The sequence below is a fragment of the Actinomadura kijaniata genome, from assembly GCF_014138665.1.
Classification (GTDB): Bacteria; Actinomycetota; Actinomycetes; order Streptosporangiales; family Streptosporangiaceae; genus Spirillospora; species Spirillospora kijaniata.
Genome location: NZ_JACJIA010000005.1, coordinates 17,686 through 43,518 on the forward strand (window position 1 = coordinate 17,686; position 25,833 = coordinate 43,518).

Below are 25,833 nucleotides of genomic sequence, written 5' to 3' on the forward strand. Positions count from 1 at the left end.
TCCCGAGTACCGGGAACGCCGCGCGGCGATGCTGGCCCGGCTCGCCGACCTGGAGGCCGAGCACGCCAAGGCCCTGGCCGGCGGCGGCGACAAGTACGTCGCCCGGCACCGGAAGCGCGGCAAGCTGCTGGCCCGCGAGCGCATCGAACTGCTGCTGGACCCCGACTCGCCGTTCCTGGAGCTCAGCCCGCTGGCCGCCTGGGGCAGCGACTTCCCGGTCGGCGCGAGCGTCGTCACCGGCATCGGCGTCGTCGAGGGCGTCGAATGCATGATCGTCGCCAACGACCCGACGGTGCGCGGCGGCGCCAGCAACCCCTGGACGGTCAGGAAGAGCTTCCGCGCCTCCGACATCGCCCTGGAGAACCGGCTCCCGGTCATCAACCTCGTGGAGTCCGGCGGCGCGGACCTGCCCTCCCAGAAGGAGATCTTCATCCCGGGCGGCCGGATGTTCCGCGACCTGACCCGCCTGTCGGCCGCCGGGATCCCCACGATCGCGCTGGTGTTCGGCAACTCCACCGCCGGCGGCGCCTACATCCCCGGCATGTGCGACCACACCGTCATGGTGAAGGAGCGCGCCAAGGTGTTCCTCGGCGGCCCGCCGCTGGTGAGGATGGCGACCGGCGAGGAGTCCGACGACGAGTCCCTCGGCGGCGCGGAGATGCACGCCCGCACCTCCGGCCTCGCCGACTACATGGCCGCCGACGAGCACGACGCGCTGCGCCTGGGCCGCCAGATCGTCCGGCGGCTCAACCACCGCAAGCTCGGGCCCGCGCCCGGCCCGGTCCGCGAGCCGCTGTACGACGCCGAGGAGCTGGCCGGCATCGTCCCGGAGGACCTGAAGATCCCCTTCGATCCGCGCGAGGTGCTCGCCCGGATCGTGGACGCCTCCGAGTTCGACGAGTTCAAGCCGCTGTACGGGACGAGCCTGGTCACCGGCTGGGCGCGGCTGCACGGCTACCCGATCGGCGTCCTCGCCAACGCCCAGGGCGTGCTGTTCGGCGAGGAGGCCCAGAAGGCCGCCCAGTTCATCCAGCTCGCCAACCAGGCCGACACGCCGCTGCTGTTCCTGCACAACACCACCGGCTACATGGTCGGCCGCGAGTACGAGCAGGCCGGGATCATCAAGCACGGCGCGTTGATGATCAACGCGGTGGCCAACAGCGGGGTGCCGCACCTGACCGTGGTCATGGGGGCCTCCTACGGCGCGGGCAACTACGGCATGTGCGGCCGCGCCTACGACCCCCGCTTCCTGTTCACCTGGCCGAGCGCCAAGTCCGCCGTCATGGGCCCCCAGCAGCTCGCCGGCGTGCTGTCGATCGTCGCCCGGCAGGCCGCCCAGGCGCGCGGCCAGGCCTACGACGAGGAGCAGGACCGCGCCATGCGGGAGATGGTCGAGGCGCAGATCGAGGCCGAGTCGCTGCCGTTCTTCCTGTCCGGGAGGCTGTACGACGACGGTGTGATCGACCCGCGCGACACCCGCACCGTCCTCGGCCTGTGCCTGTCCGCCATCCACAACGCGCCCGTGCGCGGAGCCGACGGCTTCGGCGTCTTCCGGATGTGAGCTGATGATCGACAATCTGCTGGTGGCCAACCGCGGCGAGATCGCCCGCCGTGTCTTCCGCACCTGCCGCGACCTCGGGATCGGCACCGTCGCGGTGTTCTCCGACGCCGACCGGGACGCCCCGCACGCCGCCGAGGCGGACGCCGCCGTACGGCTGCCCGGCGCCGCGCCCGCCGACACCTACCTGCGCGCCGACCTGCTGATCGGCGCCGCCCGGTCCGCCGGCGCCGACGCCGTCCACCCCGGCTACGGGTTCCTGTCGGAGAACGCCGACTTCGCCCGCGCCGTCGCCGAGGCCGGGCTGACCTGGGTCGGCCCGCCGCCGGACGCCATCGCCGCGATGGGCTCCAAGATCGAGGCCAAGAAGCTGATGGCCGCCGCCGGGGTCCCGGTGCTGCCCGAACTCGACCCCGGCGCCGTCGCCGAGACCGACCTGCCGATCCTGGTCAAGGCGTCGGCGGGCGGCGGCGGACGCGGCATGCGGGTCGTGCGGGCCCTCGCCGACCTGCCGGACGCCGTCGCCGCCGCGCGCCGCGAGGCCCGGTCGGCGTTCGGCGATCCGGCGGTGTTCTGCGAACCGCTGCTGGAGCGCGCCCGCCACATCGAGGTGCAGATCCTCGCCGACGCCCACGGCACCGTCTGGGCGCTCGGCGAACGCGAGTGCTCGGTCCAGCGCCGCCACCAGAAGATCATCGAAGAGGCCCCGTCGCCCGCCGTCGGCGACGCCCTGCGCGCGGAGCTGTGCGAGGCCGCCGTGAACGCCGCCCGGGCCATCGGCTACACCGGCGCGGGAACCGTGGAGTTCATGCTCGCCGCCGACGGCCGCTTCTTCTTCCTGGAGGTCAACACCCGCCTCCAGGTCGAGCACCCCGTCACCGAGTGCGTCTACGGCCTGGACCTGGTCCGCCTCCAGATCGAGGTCGCCGAGGGGGCGCGGCTGCCCGCCTCGCCCCCGCAGCCGCGCGGCCACGCCGTCGAGGTCCGCCTGTACGCCGAGGACCCCGCGGCCGGCTGGCGGCCCGGCAGCGGAACGCTGCACGCCTTCGCGATCCCCGGCGTGGACGCCGCGTTCGCCGTCCCCGCCGGGCACGGGCTGCGCCTGGACAGCGGCGTGGAGTCCGGCAGCGAGGTCGGCGTCCACTACGACCCGATGCTGGCCAAGCTCATCGCCCACGGCCCGACCCGCGCCGCCGCGGTCCGGCGCCTGCGCGCCGCGCTCACCGGCGCCCGCATCCACGGCGTCACCACCAACCGGGACCTGCTCGCCCGCGTCATGGCCGAGCCCGCCTTCCAGGCGGGCGACACCCACACCGGCTACCTCGACCAGGTCGGCCTGGACGTCCTCGCCGCGCCGCTCGCCGACGCCGCGGCGGTGGAGCTGTCGGCGCTGGCCGCCGCCCTCGCCGGCGCCGCCGCCCACCGCGCCGCCGCCCCCGTCCTCGGCGGGCTGCCGTCCGGCTGGCGCAACGTCCCCTCCCAGCCGCAGCGCAGGACCTACGAGGGGCCGGACGGGACGATCGAGGTCGCCTACCGCCACACCCGCGACGGCCTGCGCGCCGACGGCCACCCCGGCGTCACCCTCGTCGAGGCCACCCCCACCGGCGTGGTCGTCGACCACGACGGCGTGCGCCGCGCGTTCGCGATCCACACCGTGGGCGACCGCGTGTACGTCGACTCCACCCTCGGCCCGGTCGCGCTGCGCGCGGTGCCCCGCTTCGCCGACCCCAGCGACCTGGTCGCCCCCGGCTCGATGCTCGCCCCCATGCCCGGCACCGTCGTGCGCGTCGAGACCGGGCCCGGCGCGACCGTCACCGAGGGCCAGACCCTCCTGGTGCTGGAGGCGATGAAGATGGAGCACCGCATCGCCGCCCCCGCCGCCGGGACCGTCGCCGAACTCCCCGTCACCGCCGGTCAGCAGGTCGAGGCCGGAGCGGTCCTCGCCGTCATCTCGGAAGGAACACCCCAGTGAGCTTCATCGAGTCCGAGGAGCGGCGCGCCCTGCGCGCCGCCGTCGCCGAGCTGGCGTCCAAGTACGGCGTGGACTACTACGTCGCCAAGGCCAGGGCGGGCGAGAAGACCGACGAGCTGTGGAACGAGGCGGGCCGCCTCGGCTACCTCGGCGTCAACGTCCCCGAGGAGTACGGCGGCGGCGGGGGCGGCATCGGGGACCTGGCCGCCGTCTGCGAGGAACTGGCCGCCGCCGGGTGCCCGCTGCTGCTGATGGTGGTCTCCCCGGCCATCTGCGCCACCATCATCGCCCGCTCCGGCGCCGAGGAGCAGAAGAAGCACTGGCTGCCGCGGTTCGCCGACGGGTCGGTCAAGATGGCGTTCGCGATCACCGAGCCCGACGCCGGGTCCAACGCCCACCGCATCACCACCACCGCCCGCCGCGACGGCGACGGCTGGATCGTCAACGGGCAGAAGACGTTCATCTCCGGCGTCGACGAGTCCGACGCGGTGCTGTTCGTCGCCCGCACCGCCGACCAGAAGGGCAACCTGCGGCCCTCCCTGTTCATCGTGCCGACCGACGCCCCCGGCTTCACGTGGACGCCGATCGAGATGGAGATCGTCTCGCCCGAGAAGCAGTTCGTCTGCCACCTCGACGACGTCCGCCTGCCCTACGACGCCCTGGTCGGCGACGAGGACGGCGGCCTGCTCCAGCTGTTCGCGGGCCTGAACCCCGAGCGGATCATGGCCTCGGCGATGGGCGCGGGCATCGGCCGCCTCGCCCTCGGCCGGGCCGTGAACTACGCCAAGGACCGCCAGGTCTTCAAGACCCCGATCGGCGCCCACCAGGGCCTGGCCCACCCCCTGGCCCAGGCCAAGATCGAACTGGAGCTGGCCCGGCTCATGGCGCACAAGGCCGCCTGGCTGTACGACTCCGGCGACGACATGGGCGCGGGCGAGGCCGCCAACATGGCCAAGTACGCCACCGCCGAGGCCGCCGTCCACTGCGTCGACCAGGCCATCCAGACCCACGGCGGCAACGGCCTGACCACCGAGTACGGCGTCGGCATGCTGGCGGGCGTGGTCCGCCTGATGCGCATCGCCCCGGTGAGCCGCGAGATGATCCTCAACTTCGTCGCCCAGCACTCCCTGGGCCTGCCCAAGAGCTACTGAGCCCGGGCTCTGACCAGCGCCTCGACCTGCGCCGCCAGCGGCGCCGGCGCGGCCAGGCGGTTGTCGACCTCCCGGTGCGGGACCGGCGGCGGCTCCTCGGGGCGCATCCGCTCCACGAACGCCTCGAACGCCGCCAGCTTGCCCGCGTCCCGGGGCAGGCCGCGGGCCCCCAGCCGGTGCCGGAGCGTCGCGGGGTCCGTGCGGATCCAGACCAGGCGCACCGGCGGGCCGCCCAGCTCCGCCGCCCATGCCGCCCAGCGTTCCGGGTCACGGATCTGGGCGGTGAACGGGCCGCTCAGCAGCACCGGGCAGCCGTGGGACCGGATCTCCGCCGCCGTGGCCGTCATGCCCGCGTACTCGTGCCGTTTGACGTGCTCGTCGTACCAGGGGCCCTCGCGCTCGCCCGGGTCACGGCCCCCCGCCGCCAGGACGGCCGCCACGAACGACCCGAACATCGTGTCCTTGTCCAGCAGCGCGGGCGTCGGGTCCAGCCGCGCCAGCAGCAGGTCCGCCACCGTCGTCTTGCCGCCGCCCGGCGGGCCCGCCACCACCCAGACCGGGGCGGGCACCGTGCCGGGCATCAGACCGGAAGGCGCATGCGGCGGCTCGCCAGCCGCTCGATGCGCTCCTCGTCGACCTGGTGCCCGAGGCCCGGCTGGGTCAGCGGGACCCCGACCACCCCGCCGGAGGAGCGGACCGGGGGGGTGACGAACACCGGGCCGCCCGCCGGGTCGGTCACGTCGCTCGGCAGCGTCACCCCCGGCATCGCCGCCAGGGCCACCGTCGCCGCCTGCCCGATCCCGAACGCGCCCGGCCCGGTGCACCAGATGTCCCAGCCCGCCGCGTAGGCGCGGTCGTGCGCGCCGCGCGCGGCGGTCAGCCCGCCCAGCAGGTCGATCCGCAGGTCCAGCACCCGGCCCGCCTCCAGCGCGACCGCCGCCTCCAGGGTGTCCAGGTCCCCGATCGCCGGGCCCACCGCCGTGCCGGTCCGCCGTTGCAGGCGGGCGTGCGCGGCCAGGTCCCCGGCGGGGAAGGGCCGCTCGATCGCCAGCAGCCCGTAGCCGTCCAGGGCCTCCAGCGCCGCCAGGTGCTCGGGCGTCTCCCGGTAGGCGTGTCCCGCGTCCGCCACGACCGCCAGCGCCGGGAACGCCTCCCGGACCACCCGGACCGGCTCGATGTCCCAGCCCGGCCGCACCTCCACCGTCACCCGCGTGTGGCCCGCGCCGACCGCCCGGTTCACCCGTTCGGCGACCGTGTCCAGGATCGGCTCGGGCGAGATCCGCGCGCCCGTCACCAGCGACGTGCGGGTGCCGCCCAGCGCGTGCGCCAGCGGCAGCCCCCGCGTCCGGCACCACAGGTCCCAGCAGGCGGTGTCCACGGCCGCCGCCGCGCCCCTGCCGCCCAGCTCGGCCGCCGCCGACACGTCCTCGGGCCGCTCCCACTCCAGCCCGATCAGCGCCGGGCCCATCCGCTCGGTGAGGTCGGCCCACGCCCCCGGCCCGTCGGAACGGTCCATCAGGGCGACCTCGCCCCAGCCCACCACACCGTCGTCGCCGGTCACCCGTACCAGGATGCTCTCGGGTCGCCTGCCGCGCGGCATCGCCACGTGGAAGGCCTCACAACCCTGGATCTGGGGCACTCGGTCCGCCTTTCCGCCTGAGGACGTTCCCTTCCATGATCCCCCCTTCCCGGACCGGCCCGCACACCGCCGATCCGGCTCACCGCCGGGCGAACCAGGGCGGACGCCGCCGGTAACCGCCCTCCTCCAGGCCCGCCAGCCGCTCGAACGGGTTGTAGGAGGCGTGGTCGCCGCACAGCAGCAACGACACCCCCGCGCACACCGGATACGCCACCAGCATCACCGGGCCCAGGCAGAACGCGTACTGCGTGGCGTGCCGCCCCTCGTGCCGCAGCAGCGCCGGGCGCGCCAGCAGGTCGCCCGCCGCGCCGCGCACCAGGATCACGTTGCCCACCGTGAACGCCGGGGCGTCCGGCAACGGCAGCCGGTACCCGCCCCGCACCAGCAGCCCGCCCGGGGCCCGCACCGTGTCCCGGCCCCGCGTCCCCACCGCTCCCAGCAGCAGCCCCAGCGGGGTCGACAGGTTGACCAGGTTCACCACCCGGCGGGCCCGGAGCGCGCGGTTCACGTCAGGGAGCGTTCCCGGCGCGGCACGCCGGCACGCCGGGGGCCGCCCGTCACGTCCGGACCGCCGGTCAGGACGGGCAGGTCGCGTCCAGCGACACCGGCTTGGCGTCGGAGGCGCGCCTCCCGGCCGGCGTCCGGTCCGCGCGCGGCGTCCGGGACGCGCCCGGCGACGCGGACGCCGAGGTCGAGGGGGACGCCGAGGGGGAGGGGGTGGCCGAGGGGGAGGACGTCGCACCCGCCTCCTGCCTGCTGACGGCCTGGGCGGCCAGCCGGCGGATCAGCGCGAAGTCCGGGGAGCCGGTGGCGATCAGCGGCGGCACGAACTGCAGGCTGTCGATCCGCGCCCCGTTCTTGACCTTGCCCGACAGCCGCACCAGCGCCGGGAGCAGCTCCTGCGGGATGTCGGTCGACAGGGTCCGCTTGGCCGCCGCCGCCAGCCGGTCGAACTTGGTCAGCACCGTCTGCGGGTCGGCCTGCTGGGCGATCGCCCGCAGCAGGCACTTCTGGCGGCCCATCCGCGTGTAGTCGTCGCTGTTGGTGCGCGAGCGCCCGTACCAGAGCGCCTCCTTGCCCTTCAGCGTCCGGTGCCCCGGCTGGAGCACCCCGCCGTCGGTGCCGTAGGGGATCGGCTCGGGGATGCGCAGCTTCACCCCGCCCATCGCGTCGATGAGGTCGGCGAAGCCGAACATGTCGACCAGGATGTAGTAGTCCACCCGCTGCCCGAGGATCCCGCTGATCGTCGCCTTGAGCAGCTCGGGGCCCCGGCTGTTCTTGGGCACGCCCGGAATGATGTCGGGGTGGTCCTCGGCGTACTGGTACACCTCGTTGAGCAGTCCCGGCGTCTCGGGCCCGTCCCCGGTGAAGCCGTAGGGGAACCGGTCGCGGGCCGGGCCCGGCGGCATCTGGAACCTCTCCAGGTTGCGCGGCAGGCTCAGCAGGACGGTGTCGCCGGTGCGGGTGTCGACGCTGGCGAGGGTCATGCTGTCGGTGCGCACGCCCTCCCGGTTGCGGGCGGCGTCGCCGCCGAGCAGCAGCACGTTCACGCGCGACTGCCCGCTCCACGGGTCCCGGGTGTCGACCTGGCGGCCGTTGGCGCCGCCGACCCGGAAGATGCTGCTCAGCGCGTCCTGGTACAGGTAGGTGCGGTGCGCCGCCCACGAGACCGGGACGGCCACCGCGAAGCACAGCACCGCCACCGCCGCCGCGCCCGCGGTGCGGGCCGGCAGCCGCAGCCCGCCCGGCCGGACCAGCTGGTAGGAGCGGACCACCACGCTGATCCAGACCAGGCCCAGCACCAGGAACCCGGCCGACAGCCCGGTGATCCAGTCCGGCTGGACCGCCAGCTGCCGCAGGTCGTCCTGGAACACCGTCCAGGCGACCACTCCGGCCGCGCCCAGCGTCGCGTACAGGGCGAGCAGCAGACCTCCGGTGAGCCGGCGGCCGGTGACCAGGTGGGCCACCCCCCACACCAGCGCGGACGCGAGGGTCAACCCCAGCGCGCGGGGCAGCCCGGGGTCGTCGCTGGTGCTGCGGTCGGCGTCCCTTTCCTCCTGGGTACGCTCGGCCGATCGACTCGCCATGTACGCTCCGATCCCCCACGCACGGTGATTTCAGGCTCCGAACTACATTATGGACGCGCAAAACCGGGTAAGGGTTGCGTGGTAGTCGACCGAATACGAGCTGTGGTGTTGTCAGATGCAGCTTTGGTTCAGGATATGCAATCGGGCCCGGGTACGCACGGCCGCCCCCCGGTTTTCGATCATTCGCTCCGCCGTGCGCCGGATCGCCGGATAGTCCGGCCGGGCCGGTGACACGAGCGGCGGCACGAACTGCAGGCTCGTGACCCGCGCGTTCCTGATCCGCGCCGACAGCGCGACCAGGTGCGGCAGCGTCCCGCGCGGCAGATCGGTGTTGACCGAGTACCGGAACACCCGCGACAGCCGCTGGAAGCTGCGCAGCACCGTCCACGGGCCGGCCTGCCGGGCGATCTCCCACATCAGGCACTTCTGGCGGCCCATCCGGCCGTAGTCGTCGCCGCCGGTCCGCGAGCGCCCGTACCACAGCGCCTCGCGGCCGTTCAGCCTGCGGCAGCCGGGCCGCAGCACCCCGCCGGGGATCTGCTGCCGGGGCACCGGCACCGCGCGGTCCACGCACACCCGCACCCCGCCGACGGCGTCGACGATCTGCCGGAAGCTGCGCATGTCGACCATCGCGTAGTAGTGGACGCGGCGGCCCAGGATGTGGCCCACGGTCCGTTTGAGCAGCTCGGCCCCGGGGTTGCGGGCCCCGCCCCCCACCAGCTCCGGATGGGCCAGGCCGTGCTGGTAGACGGCGTTCAGCAGTTCGCGGCGGGGGAACGGCACGCGGCGGCGGCCCGACCAGACCGGGACGTTCTGCAGGTTGCGCGGCAGGCTCAGCAGGACGGTGTCGCCGGTGCGGGTGTCGATGCTGGCCACCGTCATGCTGTCGGTGCGGACGCCGGGACGGCCCACGTCGGCGTCCCCGCCCACCAGCAGGACATTCAGCCGCTCCAGGCGGCGCAGGGGGTCGGCCGGGGGAGCGGCCGGGGCGGCCGGAACGGCGCCGGGGGCGGGGGCCGCGGGGTCGTCGGCGAAGACGCTGCCGACCAGGTCCCGCTGGAGCTGCCCGTAGCGCGCGACGGTCAGCGGCGGCGCCAGCGCCAGCGCGCACAGCGCCGCCACCACGACCCGGCCCGCCCGCCGCTCCCGCGCCGAGAGCGCGGCCGGGCGCAGCACCGCGTACGAACGCGCCACCAGCGCGACCCAGGCGACGGCGGCCACCGCGCACCCGGCGATCAGTCCCGCCAGCCACTCCGGGCTCACCAGCAGCTCCAGCAGCCGTCCCCGGGCGCGCCCGGCGACGACGGCGAGGGCGGTCAGTGCCAGGGCGTACCCGGTCAGCAGCGCCGCCCCGGCGCGGACCCGTCCGGCCCGCAGGTGCGCCAGGCCCGGCATCACGACCGACAGCGCGGTCAGCGCCAGCGCCTCGGCCAGCCGCGGCAGGGCGGGAGAGCGGCGCGGGCGCGCCCACCACGGCGGGATCGGATCGAGATCCGGTTCCCCGGGTCCGATTCCGTCCCCGGCCGGTCGTGGTGCTTCCAGACGCGCGCGGATGGGTCCGCCGTCGTACATGTGCCGCCCCCCTCAGGGGCGGCGGCCCCCACCGGCGCCCCTGAGGGGCAAGGGTGGACGGCCGGACGCCGCGGCCGACAGCGCGACCACGGCGTCCTGGGGGAAAACGTGCGGCTCCGCTACCAACTGGTGGCCAGCGGCATACCCTCCGCGTAACCGGCCGAGCCCTGGATACCGACCACGGCCTTGGCGTGGAACTCCTCCAGGTCGCGCGCGCCCGCGTAGGTGCACGACGAGCGCAGCCCCGCCACGATCGAGTCGATCAGGTCCTCCACGCCCGGACGCTGCGGGTCCAGGAACATCCGGGAGGTCGAGATGCCCTCCTCGAACAGCGCCTTGCGCGCCCGGTCGAACGGCGAGTCCTCGGCGGTGCGCAGCCGGACCGCGCGGGCCGAGGCCATGCCGAAGCTCTCCTTGTACAGGCGGCCGTCGGCGGCGCGCTGCAGGTCGCCGGGCGACTCGTAGGTCCCGGCGAACCAGGAGCCGACCATCACGTTGGCCGCGCCCGCCGCCAGCGCCAGGGCCACGTCGCGGGGGTGGCGCACCCCGCCGTCGGCCCAGACGTGCCGGCCCACGCGGCGTGCCTCGGCGGCGCACTCCAGCACGGCCGAGAACTGCGGGCGGCCCACGCCGGTCATCATCCGGGTGGTGCACATCGCGCCCGGGCCCACACCGACCTTGACGATGTCGGCCCCGGCCTCGATCAGGTCGCGGGTGCCCTCGGCGGTGACCACGTTGCCGGCCACGATCGGCACCTGCGGGTCCAGCCCGCGCACCGCCCCCAGCGCGCCGATCATCTTCTCCTGGTGGCCGTGCGCGGTGTCCACCACGATCAGGTCGGCCCCGGCCTCCAGCAGCGCCTTGGCCTTGCCGGCCACGTCGCCGTTCACGCCGACCGCCGCGGCGACGCGCAGCCGGCCCCCGGCGTCCACGGCGGGCTTGTACAGGGTGGCGCGCAGCGCGCCGGTGCGGGTCAGGACGCCGACCAGGCGCCCGTCGCCGTCCACGACCGGGGCCAGGCGGTGGCCGCGCTCGTGCAGCCGGTTGAACGCCTCGCGCGGGTCGACCCCGGCGGGCAGCGTCACCAGGTCGCTGGACATGATGTCGCGCAGCTGGGCGAAGCGGTCCACGCCGTGGCAGTCGGCCTCGGTGACCACGCCGACCGGCCGGTCGTCCTCGACGACGATCACGGCGTTGTGGGCGCGCTTGGGCAGCAGCGCCAGGGCCTCGCCCGCGGTGGAGGTGGGCGCCAGGGTGATCGGGGTGTCGACGACCAGGTCGCGCTGCTTCACCCAGCCGATGACGTCGGAGACCACGTCGACCGGGATGTCCTGCGGGATGACGGCGATGCCGCCGCGCCGCGCGATCGTCTCGGCCATGCGGCGGCCCGACACCGCCGTCATGTTCGCGACGACGAGCGGGACGGTCGTTCCGCTGCCGTCGAAGGTGGCCAGGTCGACCTCCAGGCGGGACCCGACCGAGGAGCGGTTGGGGACCATGAAGACGTCGTTGTAGGTGAGGTCGTGAGCGTTGTGCTCACCATTCAGCAGTCGCACGGCTGTCTTACACACCAATCGCGATCAGGAGTGGCTGGGCCACCGTACATTGTGAGCCATACCCCAGGGTGCTGTGACCAAGCACGCACCGCTACGAAGATCGAACGGTCGCGACCGGCGGACATCGCTGACCTGCGCGACCCCGCCGAGCGGCGGAATCGATGGCCACGGCAGGGTTGGCTCTCTGTAAAGTTACCTCTTGACGTCGCAGCGCCCCCGATGCACTTTTCTTACATGTGCCTCGCGCGGACGGACGTGCGCCCGTAGAGGCGGCACAGCAGAACACCGGGGAGACGCGCATGCAGGTCACGCTGGCAGGCCCGGTGAAGGCTGCCTTTCCGCGTCCGTGCGGACGCCGCCGAAGTGACCATCGCCACCCCCCTCGCCGCCGATGCCCCGCGGGCCCCGATCCGCCTTCGGGGGAGGGCTGTGCGCGTTGCGTTCCCGCGTCGTGTGGCAGGGCCCCCTATTCGGCGCCCAACGGACTTTTCGCCGACGCTTCGACGGCGGCGCGCCGTGCCGAACACGAGCAGGATCAATATTTGACGGGATACCGCCCCGAAATGGAATGATCTTGCAGTTGCGACAAAACGATCTTCAAGGGATGTCGAGGAGGACAGCCGTGCTGGATGCGGTCGACGCCGTGCTCGTCCGCGAGCTCCAGCGGGATGGCAGGGCCACCTTCCAGGCCCTCGCCGACCGGGTCGGGCTTTCCCGCACGGCAGTGCGGGCACGCGTGCAGAACCTTCTCGAAACGGGGGTCGTCCGCGTCGTGGGCATCGTGCACGCCGCGGTCGTCGGGGCCGAGGCCGTGGGGCACGTGTCGGTCACGGTCACCGGGTCGGCCCGCGAGGTCGCCGCCGCCATCGCCGAGCGCCCCGCCGTCAGCTTCACCGCGCTCACCGCCGGACCCCAGGACCTGGTCGTCCAGGTCCGCACCCGCGACGACGCCGCCCTGGCCGCCGAGATCGACCAGATCCGGTCGGTGCCCGGCGTGCGGTCGGCCGAGGTGTTCCGCTCGGTGTCGACGGTGCGCGACACCCACGCGGTGGTGCGCGAGCTGGGCGACATCACCCTCGACGACATCGACTGGCGGCTGCTGCAGGAGCTGCAGCGCGACGGCCGCGCCCCCTACACCAGGCTCGCGCAGATCATCGGGCTGTCGCAGGCCGCGACCCGCGCCCGGGTGGTGCGGCTGATGCGCTCGGGGGTCATCCAGGTCACTGGCCTGGCCGACCCGCACGCCCTCGGCGCCGCCGAGCTGGGCGGGTTCGGGCTGGTGGTGACCGGGGGGCTGCGCCGGGTCGCCGAGGCCGTCGCCGAGCAGGAGGGCGTGCGCTACCTGGCGACCGGGTTCGGCCGCTACGACATCGTCGGGCAGGCCGAGGCGGCCTCCCGCGCCGAGCTGGTCGCGGTGCTGGACGCCATCCGCGCCATCCCCGGCGCGACCGTCCGCGAGTCGTGGCACCACCTGGACGTGGTGAAGGAGTCCTACGCCGTCGAGCTCCCGGACAAGCCGCTGAACGGGAACTGACCGCCGCCAGGCCCCCGCGGGCTTGACCTTCGAGCCGGGTCGAAGGCCTACCGTCGGGGGCATGGACGGTATGCGGATCTCCCAGCTCGCCGAACGGACCGGTGTCCCGGCCACCACGCTGCGCTTCTACGACACCGCGGGACTGATCCCGGCCGAGCGCTCCCCGTCGGGGTACCGCCTCTACGGCCGGGACGCGGTGGAGCGGCTGGCGTTCATCCGCGAGGCCAAGCGGCTGGGCCTGCCCCTGGAGGAGATCGCCGAGCTGCTGCGGGTGTGGGCCACGGGCGCCTGCGCGGACGTCAAGGCCGACCTGCGGCCGCGCGTGGCCGCCCGGCTGGGCGAGGCCGAGGCCCGCATCGCCGAGCTGACCGCCTTCACCGCCTCGCTGCGGCGGGCGCTGGCCCACCTGGACGCCCTGCCCGACCGCTCGGGCCGGTGCGACCCGCGGTGCGGCCTCCTCGCCCCGGAGGGGGAGGAGGAACGGTGGCGCGGCGCCCCGGTGGCCTGCTCGCTGACCGGCGAGGCGGCGGCCGAACGGGTCGGCCGGTGGCGGCGGGTCCTGGACGGCGCCGAGCCGCGGGAGATCGACGAGGGCGTGCGGGTCACCCTGCCCGCCGACCGCGCCGCCGAGCTGGCCGCGCTCGCCGCCGACGAGCAGCGGTGCTGCCCGTTCTTCGACTTCCGGCTCCATCTGGACGGCCCGGCGGTGCACCTGGAGGCGCGCGCCCCGGCGGAGGCCGCCGACCTGCTGGCGGAGCTGTTCACCCCCGCCTGACGGTCTATCCCTCGCGGACCGCTCGCTGGACGCGTCCCAGATGGCGCGTGGCGCGTGGCGCGCCGCACGCCGGGCACGCCGAGGGCCCCAAACGCCAGCAGGTACGGCGCCCGCTCCCGCCGCTCCCGCCTCTCCCGCACGAGGTCGTCGCGCGTGCGGGGCCGTATCCGGTGAAGCACGTGAAGCGGCCGTCGTCGGGCATCGCCTCGCCGCCGCACCCGACCGGCCGGTGGGCCTGGTGGAGGCCCTGGACGCCGACGAGGACCATGAGCAGGCCGAAGAAGATCAGCATGCAGAAGACCGGCCAGAGCAGCAACGCCGCGATCGCCCGCGGGCGGCCCCCGGGAGGCGCTGGGGACGACACGTGACCACCCTTCGCGAGACGGGGAGCAAGACCTGTTTCAGGGTAGACCCCGGCCGCAGGCCAGGGCTGGGAGCACCGGCTAGTCGCGGTTGAGCGCGGCCTCCTCCAGGTCCAGTTCGTGCAGCATCCGCTGGAGGACCTCGTCGTCGATGCGGCGCTCGTTCCGCATCCGCACCAGCGTCGCGCGTTCGGCGGCCAGCATCTCCCGGCGCAGCCGCCGGTAGACGGCGGTCGGCACCTCCTCGCCCTCCGGGCCGGTGCCGCCGCCCAGCCGTTCCCACGCCCGCAGCTGCCGGTGCTCGGCCATCGCCCGCAGCCGCTCGACCACCGTCGGGTCCAGCATGTCGCCGGTGTCGGCGGCCAGCTCCTCCAGCCGCGCCATCGCCGCGTTGGCGGCGGCGTGCTGGGCGCCCGCCTCGGCCACGCTGTCCTCGTAGCGTTCCCGCTCGGCGGCCACGCCCAGCCACCGGATCAGCGGCGGGAACGTCAGCCCCTGCACCAGCAGGGTGCCCAGCACCGTGGTGAACGTCAGGAAGACGATCAGGTCGCGGCCGGGGAACGGCGCGCCGCCCGCGACGGTGGCCGGCACCGCGAACGCCGCCGCCAGCGACACCACCCCGCGCATGCCCGCCCACGACACCACGATCTTGGCGCGCCAGTCGAGCGTCCGGGGACGGCGGCGCCCCGCGGGCGTCAGCCGGAACGGCAGGTACCCCGTGAACACCCACACGAACCGGGCGACGACCGTCACCGCGAACACCGCCAGCGCCCACCAGGTCAGCGAGCCCCACCCGTACCCGGACAACCCCTTCAGCACCGACGGGAGCTGGAGCCCGATCAGCAGGAACACCACCGACTCCAGCAGGAAGACCATGACCTTCCAGAAGGAGTGGCCGATCAGCCGGCTCACCGCGGGCGACTCGGTGAAGCGGTGTCCCAGGTACAGCCCGCTCACCACCACCGCGATCACTCCGGAGGCGTGCACCGCCTCGGCCGTCAGGTAGGCGGCGAACGGCGCCACGACCACCACCGAGTTCTCCGCCAGCGGGTCGTTCAGCCGGGTCCGCAGCCAGTGCAGCGGCGGCCCCAGCAGCAGCCCCACCGCCGCGCCGACCCCGGCCGCGAACAGGAACCGCCCCATCCCGTCGGCCAGGGTGAAGCCCGCGCCGACCGCCGCCGCCAGCGCCACCCGGAACGCCGTCAGCGCGGTGGCGTCGTTGAACAGGCTCTCGCCGACCAGGATCGTCACCACCCGCCGGGGCAGCCCCAGGCGCTGGGCGACGCTGACGGCGGCGACCGCGTCCGGCGGCGCCACGATCGCGCCCAGCGCCAGCGCCGCCGCCAGCGGCAGGTCCGGGACCAGCAGGTGCGCCGTGTACCCGACCGCCAGGGTGGTGAACAGCACCAGCCCGACCGACAGCAGCCCGATCGGCCGGCGGTTCTCCCGCAGGTCGTAGTAGGAGCTCTGCCACGCCGCCGAGAACAGCAGCGGCGGCAGGAACACGAACAGCACGAACTCGGGGTCGAGCCTGAACTCCGGCACCCCCGGCACCAGGGACACCAGCAGTCCGGCGACCACCAGCGCCAGCGGTGCCGAGATCGCGTACCGGCGGGCCAGCGCGGCCACCCCCAGCGCGCAGACGGGTACCGCCAACAGCCACAACGCGTGTGTCGCTCCCACGAAACCGATCATGGCAGATGGACGGGGCGAGGCGTTCAGTGCGGTTTGCGTTCCCGCGTCTCCCGGGCCGTCTCCTTGGCGAACGCCAGGAAGTCGCGCGCCACCGGGGGCAGGTGCCGGTGCGGGTGCACCAGCCCGATCATCCGGGTGATCGGTGGCATGAACGACCGCACCACCAGCCCCTCGGCGTCGTCGATCTGGTTGCGGTACCACACCAGCGAGCCCATCCCGGCGCGCACCCAGCCCAGCCAGGAGCCGCGCTCGTCGGACTCCACGGCCGGGACCACCCGCGCCCCGACCCGGTCCAGCATCGCGTCGATCTCGGCGCGGCGGGCGCTGCCGCGCGCCGGCAGCACCAGCCGCATCCCGTCCAGCGCCGTCAGCGGCACCGGGTCGCGCAGCTTCAGCGCCGGCGGCGAGATCAGCACGACCTCGCGCTGCTCGAAGGGGTGGGCCGCCAGGTCGCCGGGCACCGGCAGGTCGGTCAGCGCCAGGTCGGCGCGGCCCGCGCGCAGCGCGGCGGCGACGTGGTCGCGGCCGTCGCAGCGCACCACCCGCACCCGCACCGCGGGCTGGTCGCGGGCGAAGCGGGGGATGAGCCGGCCGGTGAGCTCCGGCTCCAGGGAGGAGGTGGTGGCGATGCGCAGCTCACCGCCGCGGCCGTTGGCCCGCGCCACCGACAGGCCCTCGATCGCGTCGACCGCGTCCAGCGCCACCCGCGCCTGGCGGACCACCTGCTCGCCGACCGCGGTGAGCACCACGCCCCGCCCCGAACGGGCGAACAGCTCCACGCCGAGCTCGCGTTCCAGCTCGCGGACCGCCCGCGACAGCGCGGGCTGGGCGACGTACAGCGCCTGGGCCGCCGATGTCATCGTGCCGTGGTCGGCGGTGGCCACGACGTAGCGGAGCTGCCGCAGATTCATGCCCTGACCGTATGACAACGAACCGATCCGGTCTTGGACATAGCCGGAATAGGCCCGGAGATTTGCAGGCAACGCTCACCGGCCCGGCGCACCGGCCCCCACCGGCCGCCGGGCCCAGCCCCCGTGAGGTGTCCCATGACACGAGCCGGCCCCCGTCCCCGGACCGTCCTGGCCCTGGCCGCGCTGCCCGCCCTCGCCCTGGCCGCGCCCGCCACCGCGTCCGCCGAGACCGCGTCCGCCGGGACGGCCGCGCCCCGGCACCGCGCCCCCGCCCCGCTGAACATCCTGCTCACCAACGACGACGGCTACCGGGCGCCCGGCCTGGCCGCCGTCCGGCAGGCCCTCACCGACGCCGGGCACCGGGTCACCGTCGTCGCGCCCGCCACCGACCAGTCCGGCCGGAGCGCCGCGATCACCGCCGCCCTCGGCGCGCGGCTGGCCGCCCGGCAGGAGTCGCCCGGCGTCTGGTCGGTCGGCGGCACCCCCGCCGACAGCGTCTACTTCGCCCTGGCCGTGGTGTTCGCCGACCGCGCGCCCGACCTGGTGGTGTCGGGCACCAACTTCGGCCAGAACACCGGCACGGTCGCCAACCACTCCGGCACCGTCGGCGCGGCGATCACCGCGCTGGAGCGCGGGATCCCCGCCATCGCCGTCAGCACCGAGTACGACCCGAGGGCCGGGAACGAGGCGACGCTCCGGACGTTCCCGGCCACCGCGCGGTACACCGCCGACCTCATCGCCAGGCTGCGGCGCGCGTCGGGCGGGCGGGCGGTGCTGCCGCCCGGCACCGCCCTGAACGTCAACTACCCGATCACCGAGGCGGGGCCCAGGGGCACCAGGCACACCCGCCTCGGCAGGACCGCGCAGTTCACCCTGACCTACACCCCGGCGGGCGACGGGCAGTACGTGATCGGCGGGCGGATCTCCAGCGAGCCCGAGCCGGTCCGCAACGCCGACACCACCGCCCTCGCCCAGGACTACGTCTCGGTCACCCCGCTGGACGGGGACTGGACGCACCCGTCGGCGGCGCCCCTCCCGACGCGCTAGCCCGGGCGGGCTCCAGCGGAGGGGCCCCGACCGCGCAGTGGCTGCGGCACTGCGGCTCCTTCTCGGCGGGGGCGGCGCGCAGCACGTCGTCGCGCACGGCGGCGAACGTCAGCGCCGCCCCCGCCACCAGCAGCACCGCGCACACCGTCAACGCCATCCGGTAGCCGTCGGCGAACCGCCCGGGATCCCGGTAGGCGTCGCCGGTCAGCCCCGCCAGCGGCGGGACCGCCGCGACCGCCAGCAGGCCCGCCGCCCGCGCGACCGCGTTGTTGACGCCGCTGGCGATCCCGGCGTGCCGCTCGTCGGCCGACGCCAGCACCGTCGCGGTCAGTGGCGCGACCATCGCCGACAGGCCCAGCCCGAACACGACCGCCGCGGGCAGCACGTCCCGCACGTAGGAGGTGTCGGGCCCGAACCGGCTCGCCATCAGCATCCCGGCCGCCGCCACCAGCAGCCCCACCGCCATCGGCCGCCGGGGCCCGATCCGCTGCGCCAGCGCCCCGGCGCGCGAGGACAGCAGCAGCATCAGCACCGTCACCGGCAGCAGCGCCGTGCCGGCCGCGACCGGCGAGAACCCGGCCACCACCTGGAGGTCCAGCACCAGCAGGAAGAACATCACGCTCATGCCGCCGTAGACCAGGAACGTCACCGCGTTGACCGCCGAGAACTGCCGCGACCCGAACAGGCCCAGCGGCAGCATCGGCGGGATCTCCCGGCCGTCCGCGCGCGTCCGGTCACGCGTTCCGTCCGCGCGGCCCCGGGACCGTTCCACCCACCAGAACGCCACCGCCGACAGCAGCCCCACGGCCGTCGCCGCCACCACGGCCGCGCCGAACCCGCTCGCGGGCCCCTCGGTGAGCGCGTAGGTCGTCCCGGCCAGCGTGGTCGCCGCCAGCACCGCCCCCAGCACGTCGAACCGGCCGTGCGTACCGGGGTCGACGCTCTCGGGCACGTGCCGCACCGCCACCAGCACCACGACCGCCGCCAGCGGCAGGTTCAGCAGGAACACCCAGCGCCAGCCCGCCGCCTCCACCAGCCAGCCCCCGGCGAACGGCCCGATCGCGCCCGCCACGCCGCCCAGCCCCGACCAGGCCCCGACCGCGCGCGGCCGGTCGTCGGGCGCGAACGACGCCTGGATGATCGCCAGTGAGCCGGGGGTCAGCAGCGCCCCGCCCACGCCCTGCAACGCGCGGGCCGCCACCAGCATCGGCACGTTCTGCGCCAGCCCGCACAGCAGCGACGCCACCGCGAACCACACCACGCCGATCACGAACACCCGGCGCCGCCCGTACCGGTCGCCCAGCGCGCCGCCGAGCAGGATCAGCCCGGCCAGCGCCAGCGTGTAGGCGTTGACCGTCCACTGCAACCCGGCCATGTCGGCGCCCAGCTCGTCGGCCAGCCTCGGCAGCGCCACGTTCACCACGGTCGCGTCGAGCATCGCCACGCTGGAGCCCAGCACGGTGGCCAGCAGGATCCACCGGCCGGCGGGGGTGCCCAGCCGCACCTGGGCCATCAGACGATCATTTCGTCGACGAAGCACCAGCGCCAGTCCTCGCCCGGCTCGAACGACCGGACGACCGCGTGCGCGGGATCCTCCCGGCGGCTGTCGTGGAAGTGGCGGGTGGCGTGCCGTTGCGGCGAGGAGTCACAGCACCCCACGTGCCCGCACGTCAGGCACAACCGCAGGTGCACCCAGCGGGTGCCGTCCCGAAGGCACTCCTCGCAACCCCGCGGCGTGCGCGGTTCCGGGGCGGCGTCGGGGAGGTCCTTCACATGGTCACATGTAGCCATGACAGCATGATCGCACGCCCCCGGCCGTCACCAGTGGTCGGGACTGAACGGCTCGTCCTCCGGCCGCGCCGACCCGCTGAGCAGCCTCAGGTCCGACTCGACCATCCTCGTCACCAGCTCCTCGAAGGTGACGCGCGGCTCCCACCCGAGCTGCTCGCGCGCCTTCTTGGGGTCGGCGCACAGCAGGTCCACCTCGGCGGGCCGGGTGTAGCGGTCGTCCAGCACCACGTGGTCCTGCCAGTCGAGGCCCACGGTGCGGAAGGCGAACTCCACCAGGTCCCGCACCGAGTGGATCTTGCCGGTGCCGATGACGTAGTCCTCGGGCGCCTCCTGCGCCAGCATCATCCGCATGGCGCGCGCGTAGTCCCCGGCGTAACCCCAGTCGCGGCGGGCCTCCAGGTTGCCCATCCGCAGCTCGGAGGCCAGCCCCAGCTTGATGCGGGCCGCGCCGAGCGTCACCTTGCGGGTGACGAACTCCGCGCCCCGGCGGGGCGACTCGTGGTTGAACAGGATCCCGCTGACCGCGAACATCCCGTAGGACTCGCGGTAGTTCTGGGTGATGTAGTGCCCGTAGGTCTTGGCGACGCCGTAGGGGCTGCGCGGGTGGAACGGGGTCCGCTCGTTCTGCGGGGTCTCCCGGACCATCCCGAACATCTCCGACGAGGAGGCCTGGTAGAAGCGGATCTGCTCGCCGCCCGGCGTGCGCGACTGGCTGATGCCCGACACCACGCGGATCGCCTCCAGCATCCGCAGCACGCCCATGCCGGTGACCTCGGCGGTCAGCTCCGCCTGCTGCCACGACATCGGCACATAGGAGATCGCCCCGAGGTTGTAGACCTCGTCGGGCCGCACCCGCTCCACCGCCGAGATCAGGCTGCCCTGGTCCAGCAGGTCACCGGTGGTGATCCGGACGTCGCCGATGTGCTTGCGCAGCCGCGACACGTGCGGATTGGCCTGACCCCGTACCAGGCCCCAGACCTCATACCCCTCGGCGAGCAGATGCTCGGCGAGGTAAGAGCCGTCCTGCCCGGTGATGCCGGTGATGAGTGCTCGCCTGGACAGCGGATCCTCCAAGGCTGAAATAGGTCAGACGTTGCGGCTCGGCGGGGTGGACCACGACGAGCGTGAACCATGAGGTTAGCGACCCTGGAGCGCCACTGACGAGACAGGGGCGACTTTCCACCGAATTTGCTTCTGTTCCGGCCTTCCGGTGCTCAGACCCGGGTCGGGGCCGGTGTCCGGGCTCAGTGCTCGGTGGAGCCGACCGCCTTCGGCTCGGCCTCGCGGCGGCGCGCCCGGTAGGCCGCCACATGCATGCGGTTGCCGCAGGTGCGGCTGTCGCAGTACCGGCGGCACCGGTTGCGCGACAGGTCCACCAGCACCCGTTCGCAGTCCGGGGCGGCGCAGGTGCGCAGCCGGTCCAGCTCCCCGGCCGACACCACGTAGGCCAGCGCCATCCCGCAGTCGGCCGCCAGGTGCTCGCCCATCGGCGCGCCCGGCGCGAAGAAGTGCACGTGCCAGTCGTAGCCGTCGTGGTCGGTCAGGTGGGGCCGGGCGCGGACCTCGGCGACGACCTCGTTGATCAGCCGGACGGCGGCCGGCACGTCCTCGGCCCGGAACACCGCGTGGAACCGCTCGCGCAGCCCGCGCACCCGCGCCAGGTCCGCCCCGGTCAGGTCGCCCACGTCGCTGAACCGGTTGCGGCGCACGAACGCCCGCAGCGCCGCCAGGTCGCCGAGCAGTTCGGTCCCCGCCGCGGCGGGGCCGGTGTTGATCAGATCGACGACGGTGCCGAGCGCGTACTCGGTGTCATGCGTGAAGATCACAGGTGGCTCCAGTCTCGCGCGGACCACCTCTCACCCTACGGCGGCCCGAGCCGCCGCGTGTACCCCCCGGTCCCGCTGGAAACGATCATGGGGTGGAGCCTGAACGCCTGTTCGTCGTCCTGCTGGTGGTCGCGGTGGTGGTGCTGCTCGCCCGGACGCTGGCCGCGCGGGGCGGCGTTCCCGACGCCATCTGGCTGGTCGTGCTCGGCATGGCCGCCGGGTTCGTGCCCGCGCTGCCCGCGGTGGAGATCTCGCCGGACCTGGTGCTGCTGGGCTTCCTGCCGCCGCTGATCTACCACGCGGCGTTCTTCACCTCCCCGCGCGAGGCCCGCGCGGACGCGGTGCCGATCTTCGCGATGGCGTTCGGGCTGACCGCGGTGACGACCCTGGCGGTCGCCGGGACCGCCTACGCGCTGCTGCCCTCGGTCGGCTGGGCCGCCGCCATCGCGTTCGGCGCGGCCGTCGCCCCGACCGACGCGGTCGCCGCCACCTCGGTGCTGAAGCGCCTGGGCGCGCCGCGCCGCATGGTCACCATCCTGGAGGGCGAGAGCCTCATCAACGACGGGGTGGCGCTGACGGTGTTCGGGCTGGCCGTCGAGGCGATGACCGGCGGGTTCAGCCCCGGCCACGGCGTGCTGCGGGCCGTGCAGGTGGTGGTCGGCGGCGTGGTCTACGGCCTGCTGGTCGCCGTGGTGGCCCGCCGGGTCCGGCGCCGGGTCTCCGACCCCATGAGCCAGGTCATCGTCTCGCTGATCATCCCCTACGCGGCCTACGTGCCCGCCGAGAACCTGGGCGCCTCGGGCGTGCTGGCCACCGTCGTGACCGGCTTCCACCTCGGCACCCGCGGCGAGGGCGTGCTGCAGCCCGCCTCCCGGGTGGCCGGGCAGCTGTTCTGGCGCATCCTGATCTTCCTGCTGGAGTCGGCGCTGTTCGTGCTGCTGGGCCTGGAGATCCGGGAGGTGCTGCGCGACCTCGGCGCCTACACCTGGGGCACCGTGCTGCTGACCGCCCTGGCCGTCACGGGCGTGACCGTCGGGGTCCGGCTGCTGTGGCAGTGGGGGCACGGGCCGCTGCTGGTGCTGCTGCCCGGCGGCCGCCACCTGCGCGGCCTGGGGTTCCGGGAGCGCACCGTGATGGGCCTGGCCGGGATGCGCGGCGCGATCACGCTGGCGATCGCGCTGTCGCTGCCCCGCGACGCCGGACCCGGCCGCGACGTGCTGGTGCTGCTGGCCGCCCTGGTCGTGCTGGCCACGCTGGTCGGGCAGGCGCCGCCGCTGCCGCCGCTGCTGCGCCGCCTCGGCCTGCTGGAGGCCGGCGACCGCCGCGTCGCGGCGATGTCGGCCCGCGAGGACATGGTGCGGGCCGCGCTGGCGCGGCTGGACGCGATGGCCGACGCCGCCGAGGTGGACGAACGCACCGCCGAGGCGTTCCGCCAGATGATGGAACTCCGGCTGGAACGCCTGCGTTACTTCAAGGACGAGGAGAACGCGGAGGGCGAGCCGCCCGGCGGCCGGCGCGTGCGCGCCGCCCTCGCCGAGGCCGAGCGCGCCAAGCTCAAGGAGCTCTACGGGAAGGGACGCATCGACGGTGACACCTACCAGGCCATCGGCAGGGAGCTGGACCTCGCGGGCCCGGTGTCGCTCGTCCGGCCCCTGACCTGACCGCGGGGCGCGGGAAAGGCGATCAGCGTGAGTAGTGCGGGTCGGCCACCACGGGGTAGTAGGCGCCCTCGTGCTGGACCCGCATGACGACCGTCTGCCCCTCCAGGGCGTAGTCCGCCTTCACCTGACGGAACATCGAGTCGCACGCCCAGGGGTTGTAGAACCGGCCGACCGTCGCCCCGTACCGCAGGTGCACCACGTCGTAGCCGCCCGACGGCATCGCCTCCAGCGCCAGCCCGTCGGCCAGCGAGACCGGGAAGCGGAACTCCGCCGGCGCGTCGGGGCCGTGCACCACGGTCAGCAGCCGGATGCCGCTGGCGGTGGTCTGGGCGACGATGTCGGTGTCGACGTCCACCCCCACCAGCACGCGCAGCGTCGGCCGCAGCACCTGGTGGACGGTGTCCCCGGCGGCGACGTCGATGCCGACGTGGATGCGCTGGCCGTCCTTGGTGGGGACCCACACCCCGTCACGGGCGCGCTGCCCCCAGGCCACGTCCGGGTTGTCGAGCTCCTGAGGCTCGTGCTTACCGCGGGCGACGAGGATCCGGGAGGCGGCGTTCATGGCCGCGGCAGCCCCGTCCCGTGCGTGCCTCATGGCGGGCCCCCTAGCCTTCTTACGTAACGGTCACGTCGGGTGTCGCGACGTTGTTCTGGGTTTACCACGGGGAAGCGTGACACGACCTCCCTTGGTCGGCACTCGGGTGCTTTGTGACGTTTGCCCGTGCGACGTTGGACCTTACACCACGCTTAACGCAGGTTGGGCGGAAGTCGCCGAGGTCGTCCCGCCCCCGGTCACGGGCGGGAACGGGGTGTGCCGCGGGGGTGACGCGGGGCCACCGGAAAAAACGTTGCGACCGATCATGAACCGGCGCATCCTGGGAGGCGTCGAAGAAAGGCGAAAGGGCCTACGGGAAAAGCACCCGGGCCGAAGGAGTGAGCCACACTGGATAGGCGGCTGGTCTCCAAAACCAGCGGAATGCAGGTTCGATTCCTGCCACTCCTGCGAGGACACGACGGGCTTGTGGTGTGAAGGGGAACATCTCTCCCTTGCAAGGAGAGGATCAGGGTTCGAGTCCCTGCGGGTCCACGCCGTAGAGGCCTTGGCGGTGAGGCGACAGGCTTCCAACCTGTACAACCGGGTTCGACTCCCGGCTACGGCTCGAACGGCCGGCGAACCGGCCGGAAAGCGATTCCTCCGCTTCCCGCGGAATGAGGCTCCGGCCGGTGGAAAACCGGCCGGAGCCTTTCGCGTCGGCGGGCGACGCTCAGCGCATTACCGTCAGGACGCCGCCGCCGCGACGGGGGAGTGGCCGGATCCGGTCCGGTGACCCGCCCCACACGCCCGCCCCGGCGCCGGGGCGGCCAGGTCGGTCAGGTCGGTCAGGTCGGCCAGGACCCCCGACAGGCGGTCCAGCGCCCCGGCGATCCACGGCAGCGACACCGGGTCGGGGGAGCCCAGGGCCTCCAGCCGCCGGTCGTCGTCGTCCCCGTACAGCATCGTCGGCGCGACGCGCACACGCAGGACGCCGTCCGCCTCGCCGAACGCCGAGGCGGGCAGGACACCGACCCCGTAACGTTCCAGCAGCAGCCCGGTCAGCTCGGCGCCGGTCGTGACGCCGTGCGCCGCCCGCAGCCGGTCCCGCAGCGGCTCCAGGTCCGGGTAGACGTAGAACGCCGCCTCCGGCCGCCGCACCCGCGCGCCCGCCGCGGCGAACCGGTCGGCGACCGCGCCGGTGACGGCCGCGTGCAGGCGGCGGCTGCGCTCCACGTGCGCGACCAGCTCCGGGGGCTCGCCGAAGGCGTAGGCGGCGGCGTGCTGCATCGGGGCCGGGGACGCCGACCAGATCTCGCTGGCCAGCCCGACCAGGCTGGCGCGCAGCGCCCGCCCGAACGGCCCCTCCGGCAGCCGCGCCACCCCCAGCCGCCAGCCGCCCGCCGCCAGGTGCTTGCTCAGCGCGGTGGTGACGACGGTGCGCTCGGGGGCCACCCGGGCCGGGGAGAAGACCCGGCGGGCCGGGTCGTGCACCAGGTCGCCGTAGATCTCGTCCGAGATGATCAGCAGGTCGTGGTCGCGGGCGACCCCGCACAGCTTGCGGACGGTCTCCTCCGACGCCAGGGTGCCGGTCGGGTTGTCCGGAAGCGTCACCACCACGGCCCGGATGGGACGGCCCTCGGCGCGGGCCCGCACGACCGCGTCGGCCAGCAGCGCGGCGCTGGGGACGCCGCCCTCGCCGGGCGGCGTGGCCACCAGCGCCGGCGCGTGGCCGGCCAGCGTCGCCTGGGCCGCGTAGCTCACCCAGGAGGGGGAGGGGACGGCGACCCGCCCGCCGACCGCCAGCAGCAGGCCGAACAGCAGCGCCTTGCTCCCCGGGCCGCAGACCACGGTCTCGGGGTCGGTCGGCAGGCCGCGGCGGCTCCAGTACCCGGCGGCGGCGGCGCGCAGGGCGGCGGAACCGGCCACCGGGCCGTAGGCGCCCCGGCCGGCGGCGGCGGACAGCTCGCGGACCAGGGCCGGATGGATGGGGACGCCCGCCTCCCCGAAGCCGAGCGGGAGCACGGGGACCCCCTCTCTTCGCTTACGGACGATGGCCTCGTTCACGGCGAGGGTGGGCGACAGGGGAACCGGACGCGGGTCGATGGGCATGGAACGCTCCTGGGACGAACGGCGCCGTACGAGGACGACGCCGCGGCTTATG

At 74.3% G+C, this 25,833-nt stretch carries 22 protein-coding genes and 3 tRNA genes; 10 read left to right on the forward strand and 15 right to left on the reverse strand.

The window, feature by feature from the left end; genetic code table 11:
* Positions 1 to 28: 28 nt before the first annotated feature.
* The 3 genes from HNR61_RS19835 to HNR61_RS19845 are packed head-to-tail and all read left to right on the forward strand — an operon-like array spanning position 29 to position 4,681.
* The gene (locus tag HNR61_RS19835; RefSeq protein ID WP_246443287.1) at positions 29 to 1,561 is read left to right on the forward strand and encodes an acyl-CoA carboxylase subunit beta; all 1,533 of its coding nucleotides are present in this window, start codon (positions 29 to 31) and stop codon (positions 1,559 to 1,561) included.
* Between the two features lie 4 nt (positions 1,562 to 1,565).
* Positions 1,566 to 3,530: an acetyl/propionyl/methylcrotonyl-CoA carboxylase subunit alpha gene (locus HNR61_RS19840; protein ID WP_182844685.1), complete on the forward strand. Its 1,965-nt coding sequence runs from the start codon at positions 1,566 to 1,568 to the stop codon at positions 3,528 to 3,530.
* Positions 3,527 to 4,681, forward strand: a complete 1,155-nt coding sequence (locus HNR61_RS19845; RefSeq protein WP_182844686.1) for an acyl-CoA dehydrogenase family protein — start codon at positions 3,527 to 3,529, stop codon at positions 4,679 to 4,681. Before HNR61_RS19840 ends, HNR61_RS19845 begins: the two co-directional genes overlap by 4 nt.
* On the opposite strand, the gene HNR61_RS19850 is transcribed toward HNR61_RS19845, so the two are convergent.
* The 6 genes from HNR61_RS19850 to HNR61_RS19875 all read right to left on the reverse strand — a co-directional run bounded on the left by HNR61_RS19850 (position 4,675) and on the right by HNR61_RS19875 (position 11,535).
* Complete coding sequence (locus tag HNR61_RS19850) at positions 4,675 to 5,262, reverse strand: P-loop nucleotide/nucleoside kinase family protein (protein WP_182844687.1); 588 nt, start codon at positions 5,260 to 5,262, stop codon at positions 4,675 to 4,677. The two genes, HNR61_RS19845 and HNR61_RS19850, sit on opposite strands and share 7 nt — an antisense overlap.
* Positions 5,262 to 6,320, reverse strand: a complete 1,059-nt coding sequence (locus HNR61_RS19855) for an enolase C-terminal domain-like protein (RefSeq protein ID WP_182844688.1) — start codon at positions 6,318 to 6,320, stop codon at positions 5,262 to 5,264. Before HNR61_RS19855 ends, HNR61_RS19850 begins: the two co-directional genes overlap by 1 nt.
* Positions 6,321 to 6,399: 79 nt before the next feature.
* Complete coding sequence (locus HNR61_RS19860) at positions 6,400 to 6,828, reverse strand: hypothetical protein (RefSeq protein ID WP_182844689.1); 429 nt, start codon at positions 6,826 to 6,828, stop codon at positions 6,400 to 6,402.
* Between the two features lie 67 nt (positions 6,829 to 6,895).
* Positions 6,896 to 8,407: an LCP family protein gene (locus HNR61_RS19865; RefSeq protein ID WP_182844690.1), complete on the reverse strand. Its 1,512-nt coding sequence runs from the start codon at positions 8,405 to 8,407 to the stop codon at positions 6,896 to 6,898.
* A 111-nt stretch (positions 8,408 to 8,518) separates the two neighbouring features.
* The gene (locus tag HNR61_RS19870; protein WP_182844691.1) at positions 8,519 to 9,979 is read right to left on the reverse strand and encodes an LCP family protein; all 1,461 of its coding nucleotides are present in this window, start codon (positions 9,977 to 9,979) and stop codon (positions 8,519 to 8,521) included.
* 119 nt (positions 9,980 to 10,098) lie between these two features.
* Positions 10,099 to 11,535, reverse strand: a complete 1,437-nt coding sequence (locus HNR61_RS19875) for a GuaB1 family IMP dehydrogenase-related protein (RefSeq protein WP_182844692.1) — start codon at positions 11,533 to 11,535, stop codon at positions 10,099 to 10,101.
* Positions 11,536 to 12,157: 622 nt separating this feature from the next.
* Here HNR61_RS19875 and HNR61_RS19880 point away from each other — a divergent pair.
* A complete protein-coding gene (locus HNR61_RS19880; protein ID WP_067815897.1) occupies positions 12,158 to 13,069 on the forward strand; it encodes an Lrp/AsnC family transcriptional regulator in 912 nt (303 codons plus the stop codon).
* Positions 13,070 to 13,130: 61 nt separating this feature from the next.
* Complete coding sequence (locus tag HNR61_RS19885) at positions 13,131 to 13,844, forward strand: MerR family transcriptional regulator (protein ID WP_182844693.1); 714 nt, start codon at positions 13,131 to 13,133, stop codon at positions 13,842 to 13,844.
* 4 nt (positions 13,845 to 13,848) lie between these two features.
* Here HNR61_RS19885 and HNR61_RS19890 read toward each other — a convergent pair whose 3' ends face one another.
* The 3 genes from HNR61_RS19890 to HNR61_RS19900 form a co-directional block, all read right to left on the reverse strand.
* Positions 13,849 to 14,208 carry a hypothetical protein gene (locus tag HNR61_RS19890; protein ID WP_182844694.1) on the reverse strand — a complete coding sequence of 120 codons (360 nt, stop codon included), beginning with the start codon at positions 14,206 to 14,208 and terminating at the stop codon, positions 13,849 to 13,851.
* A 79-nt stretch (positions 14,209 to 14,287) separates the two neighbouring features.
* Entirely contained in the window at positions 14,288 to 15,889 is a 1,602-nt protein-coding gene (locus HNR61_RS19895; protein WP_312897991.1) for a Na+/H+ antiporter, read from the reverse strand.
* Between the two features lie 35 nt (positions 15,890 to 15,924).
* Positions 15,925 to 16,812 (reverse strand): LysR family transcriptional regulator, encoded by an 888-nt coding sequence (locus HNR61_RS19900; protein ID WP_067815905.1) that lies wholly within the window; start codon positions 16,810 to 16,812, stop codon positions 15,925 to 15,927.
* Positions 16,813 to 16,947: 135 nt separating this feature from the next.
* Between HNR61_RS19900 and surE the strand changes: the two genes are divergently transcribed.
* Positions 16,948 to 17,859: a 5'/3'-nucleotidase SurE gene (gene surE / locus HNR61_RS19905; RefSeq protein ID WP_182844696.1), complete on the forward strand. Its 912-nt coding sequence runs from the start codon at positions 16,948 to 16,950 to the stop codon at positions 17,857 to 17,859.
* Here surE and HNR61_RS19910 read toward each other — a convergent pair.
* From HNR61_RS19910 to HNR61_RS19925, 4 genes are all read right to left on the reverse strand, one after another.
* The gene (locus tag HNR61_RS19910) at positions 17,801 to 19,372 is read right to left on the reverse strand and encodes an MFS transporter (RefSeq protein ID WP_182844697.1); all 1,572 of its coding nucleotides are present in this window, start codon (positions 19,370 to 19,372) and stop codon (positions 17,801 to 17,803) included. The two genes, surE and HNR61_RS19910, sit on opposite strands and share 59 nt — an antisense overlap.
* Positions 19,372 to 19,650 carry a UBP-type zinc finger domain-containing protein gene (locus HNR61_RS19915; protein ID WP_182844698.1) on the reverse strand — a complete coding sequence of 93 codons (279 nt, stop codon included), beginning with the start codon at positions 19,648 to 19,650 and terminating at the stop codon, positions 19,372 to 19,374. Before HNR61_RS19915 ends, HNR61_RS19910 begins: the two co-directional genes overlap by 1 nt.
* Before the next feature lie 27 nt (positions 19,651 to 19,677).
* A complete protein-coding gene (locus HNR61_RS19920) occupies positions 19,678 to 20,712 on the reverse strand; it encodes a GDP-mannose 4,6-dehydratase (protein ID WP_182845172.1) in 1,035 nt (344 codons plus the stop codon).
* Positions 20,713 to 20,894: 182 nt separating this feature from the next.
* Positions 20,895 to 21,476, reverse strand: coding sequence for a CGNR zinc finger domain-containing protein (locus HNR61_RS19925; protein WP_182844699.1), 582 nt, complete (start codon positions 21,474 to 21,476; stop codon positions 20,895 to 20,897).
* A 92-nt stretch (positions 21,477 to 21,568) separates the two neighbouring features.
* On the opposite strand from HNR61_RS19925, the gene HNR61_RS19930 reads away from it, so the two are divergent.
* Positions 21,569 to 23,137: a Na+/H+ antiporter gene (locus tag HNR61_RS19930; RefSeq protein WP_182844700.1), complete on the forward strand. Its 1,569-nt coding sequence runs from the start codon at positions 21,569 to 21,571 to the stop codon at positions 23,135 to 23,137.
* A 22-nt stretch (positions 23,138 to 23,159) separates the two neighbouring features.
* Here the strand turns inward: HNR61_RS19930 and HNR61_RS19935 are convergent, their stop codons facing one another.
* On the reverse strand, positions 23,160 to 23,732 hold the full coding sequence (locus tag HNR61_RS19935) for a hypothetical protein (protein WP_182844701.1): 573 nt from the start codon (positions 23,730 to 23,732) through the stop codon (positions 23,160 to 23,162).
* A gap of 334 nt (positions 23,733 to 24,066) precedes the next feature.
* Between HNR61_RS19935 and HNR61_RS19940 the strand changes: the two genes are divergently transcribed.
* The 3 genes from HNR61_RS19940 (at position 24,067) to HNR61_RS19950 (ending at position 24,297) form a co-directional block, all read left to right on the forward strand.
* Positions 24,067 to 24,140, forward strand: a tRNA-Trp gene (locus tag HNR61_RS19940).
* Positions 24,141 to 24,152: 12 nt separating this feature from the next.
* Positions 24,153 to 24,224, forward strand: a tRNA-Ala gene (locus HNR61_RS19945).
* A gap of 1 nt (position 24,225) precedes the next feature.
* Positions 24,226 to 24,297: transfer RNA gene (locus HNR61_RS19950), tRNA-Gly, on the forward strand.
* A gap of 119 nt (positions 24,298 to 24,416) precedes the next feature.
* On the opposite strand, the gene HNR61_RS19955 is transcribed toward HNR61_RS19950, so the two are convergent.
* Complete coding sequence (locus HNR61_RS19955) at positions 24,417 to 25,781, reverse strand: pyridoxal phosphate-dependent aminotransferase (protein ID WP_182844702.1); 1,365 nt, start codon at positions 25,779 to 25,781, stop codon at positions 24,417 to 24,419.
* Positions 25,782 to 25,833 lie beyond the last annotated feature (52 nt).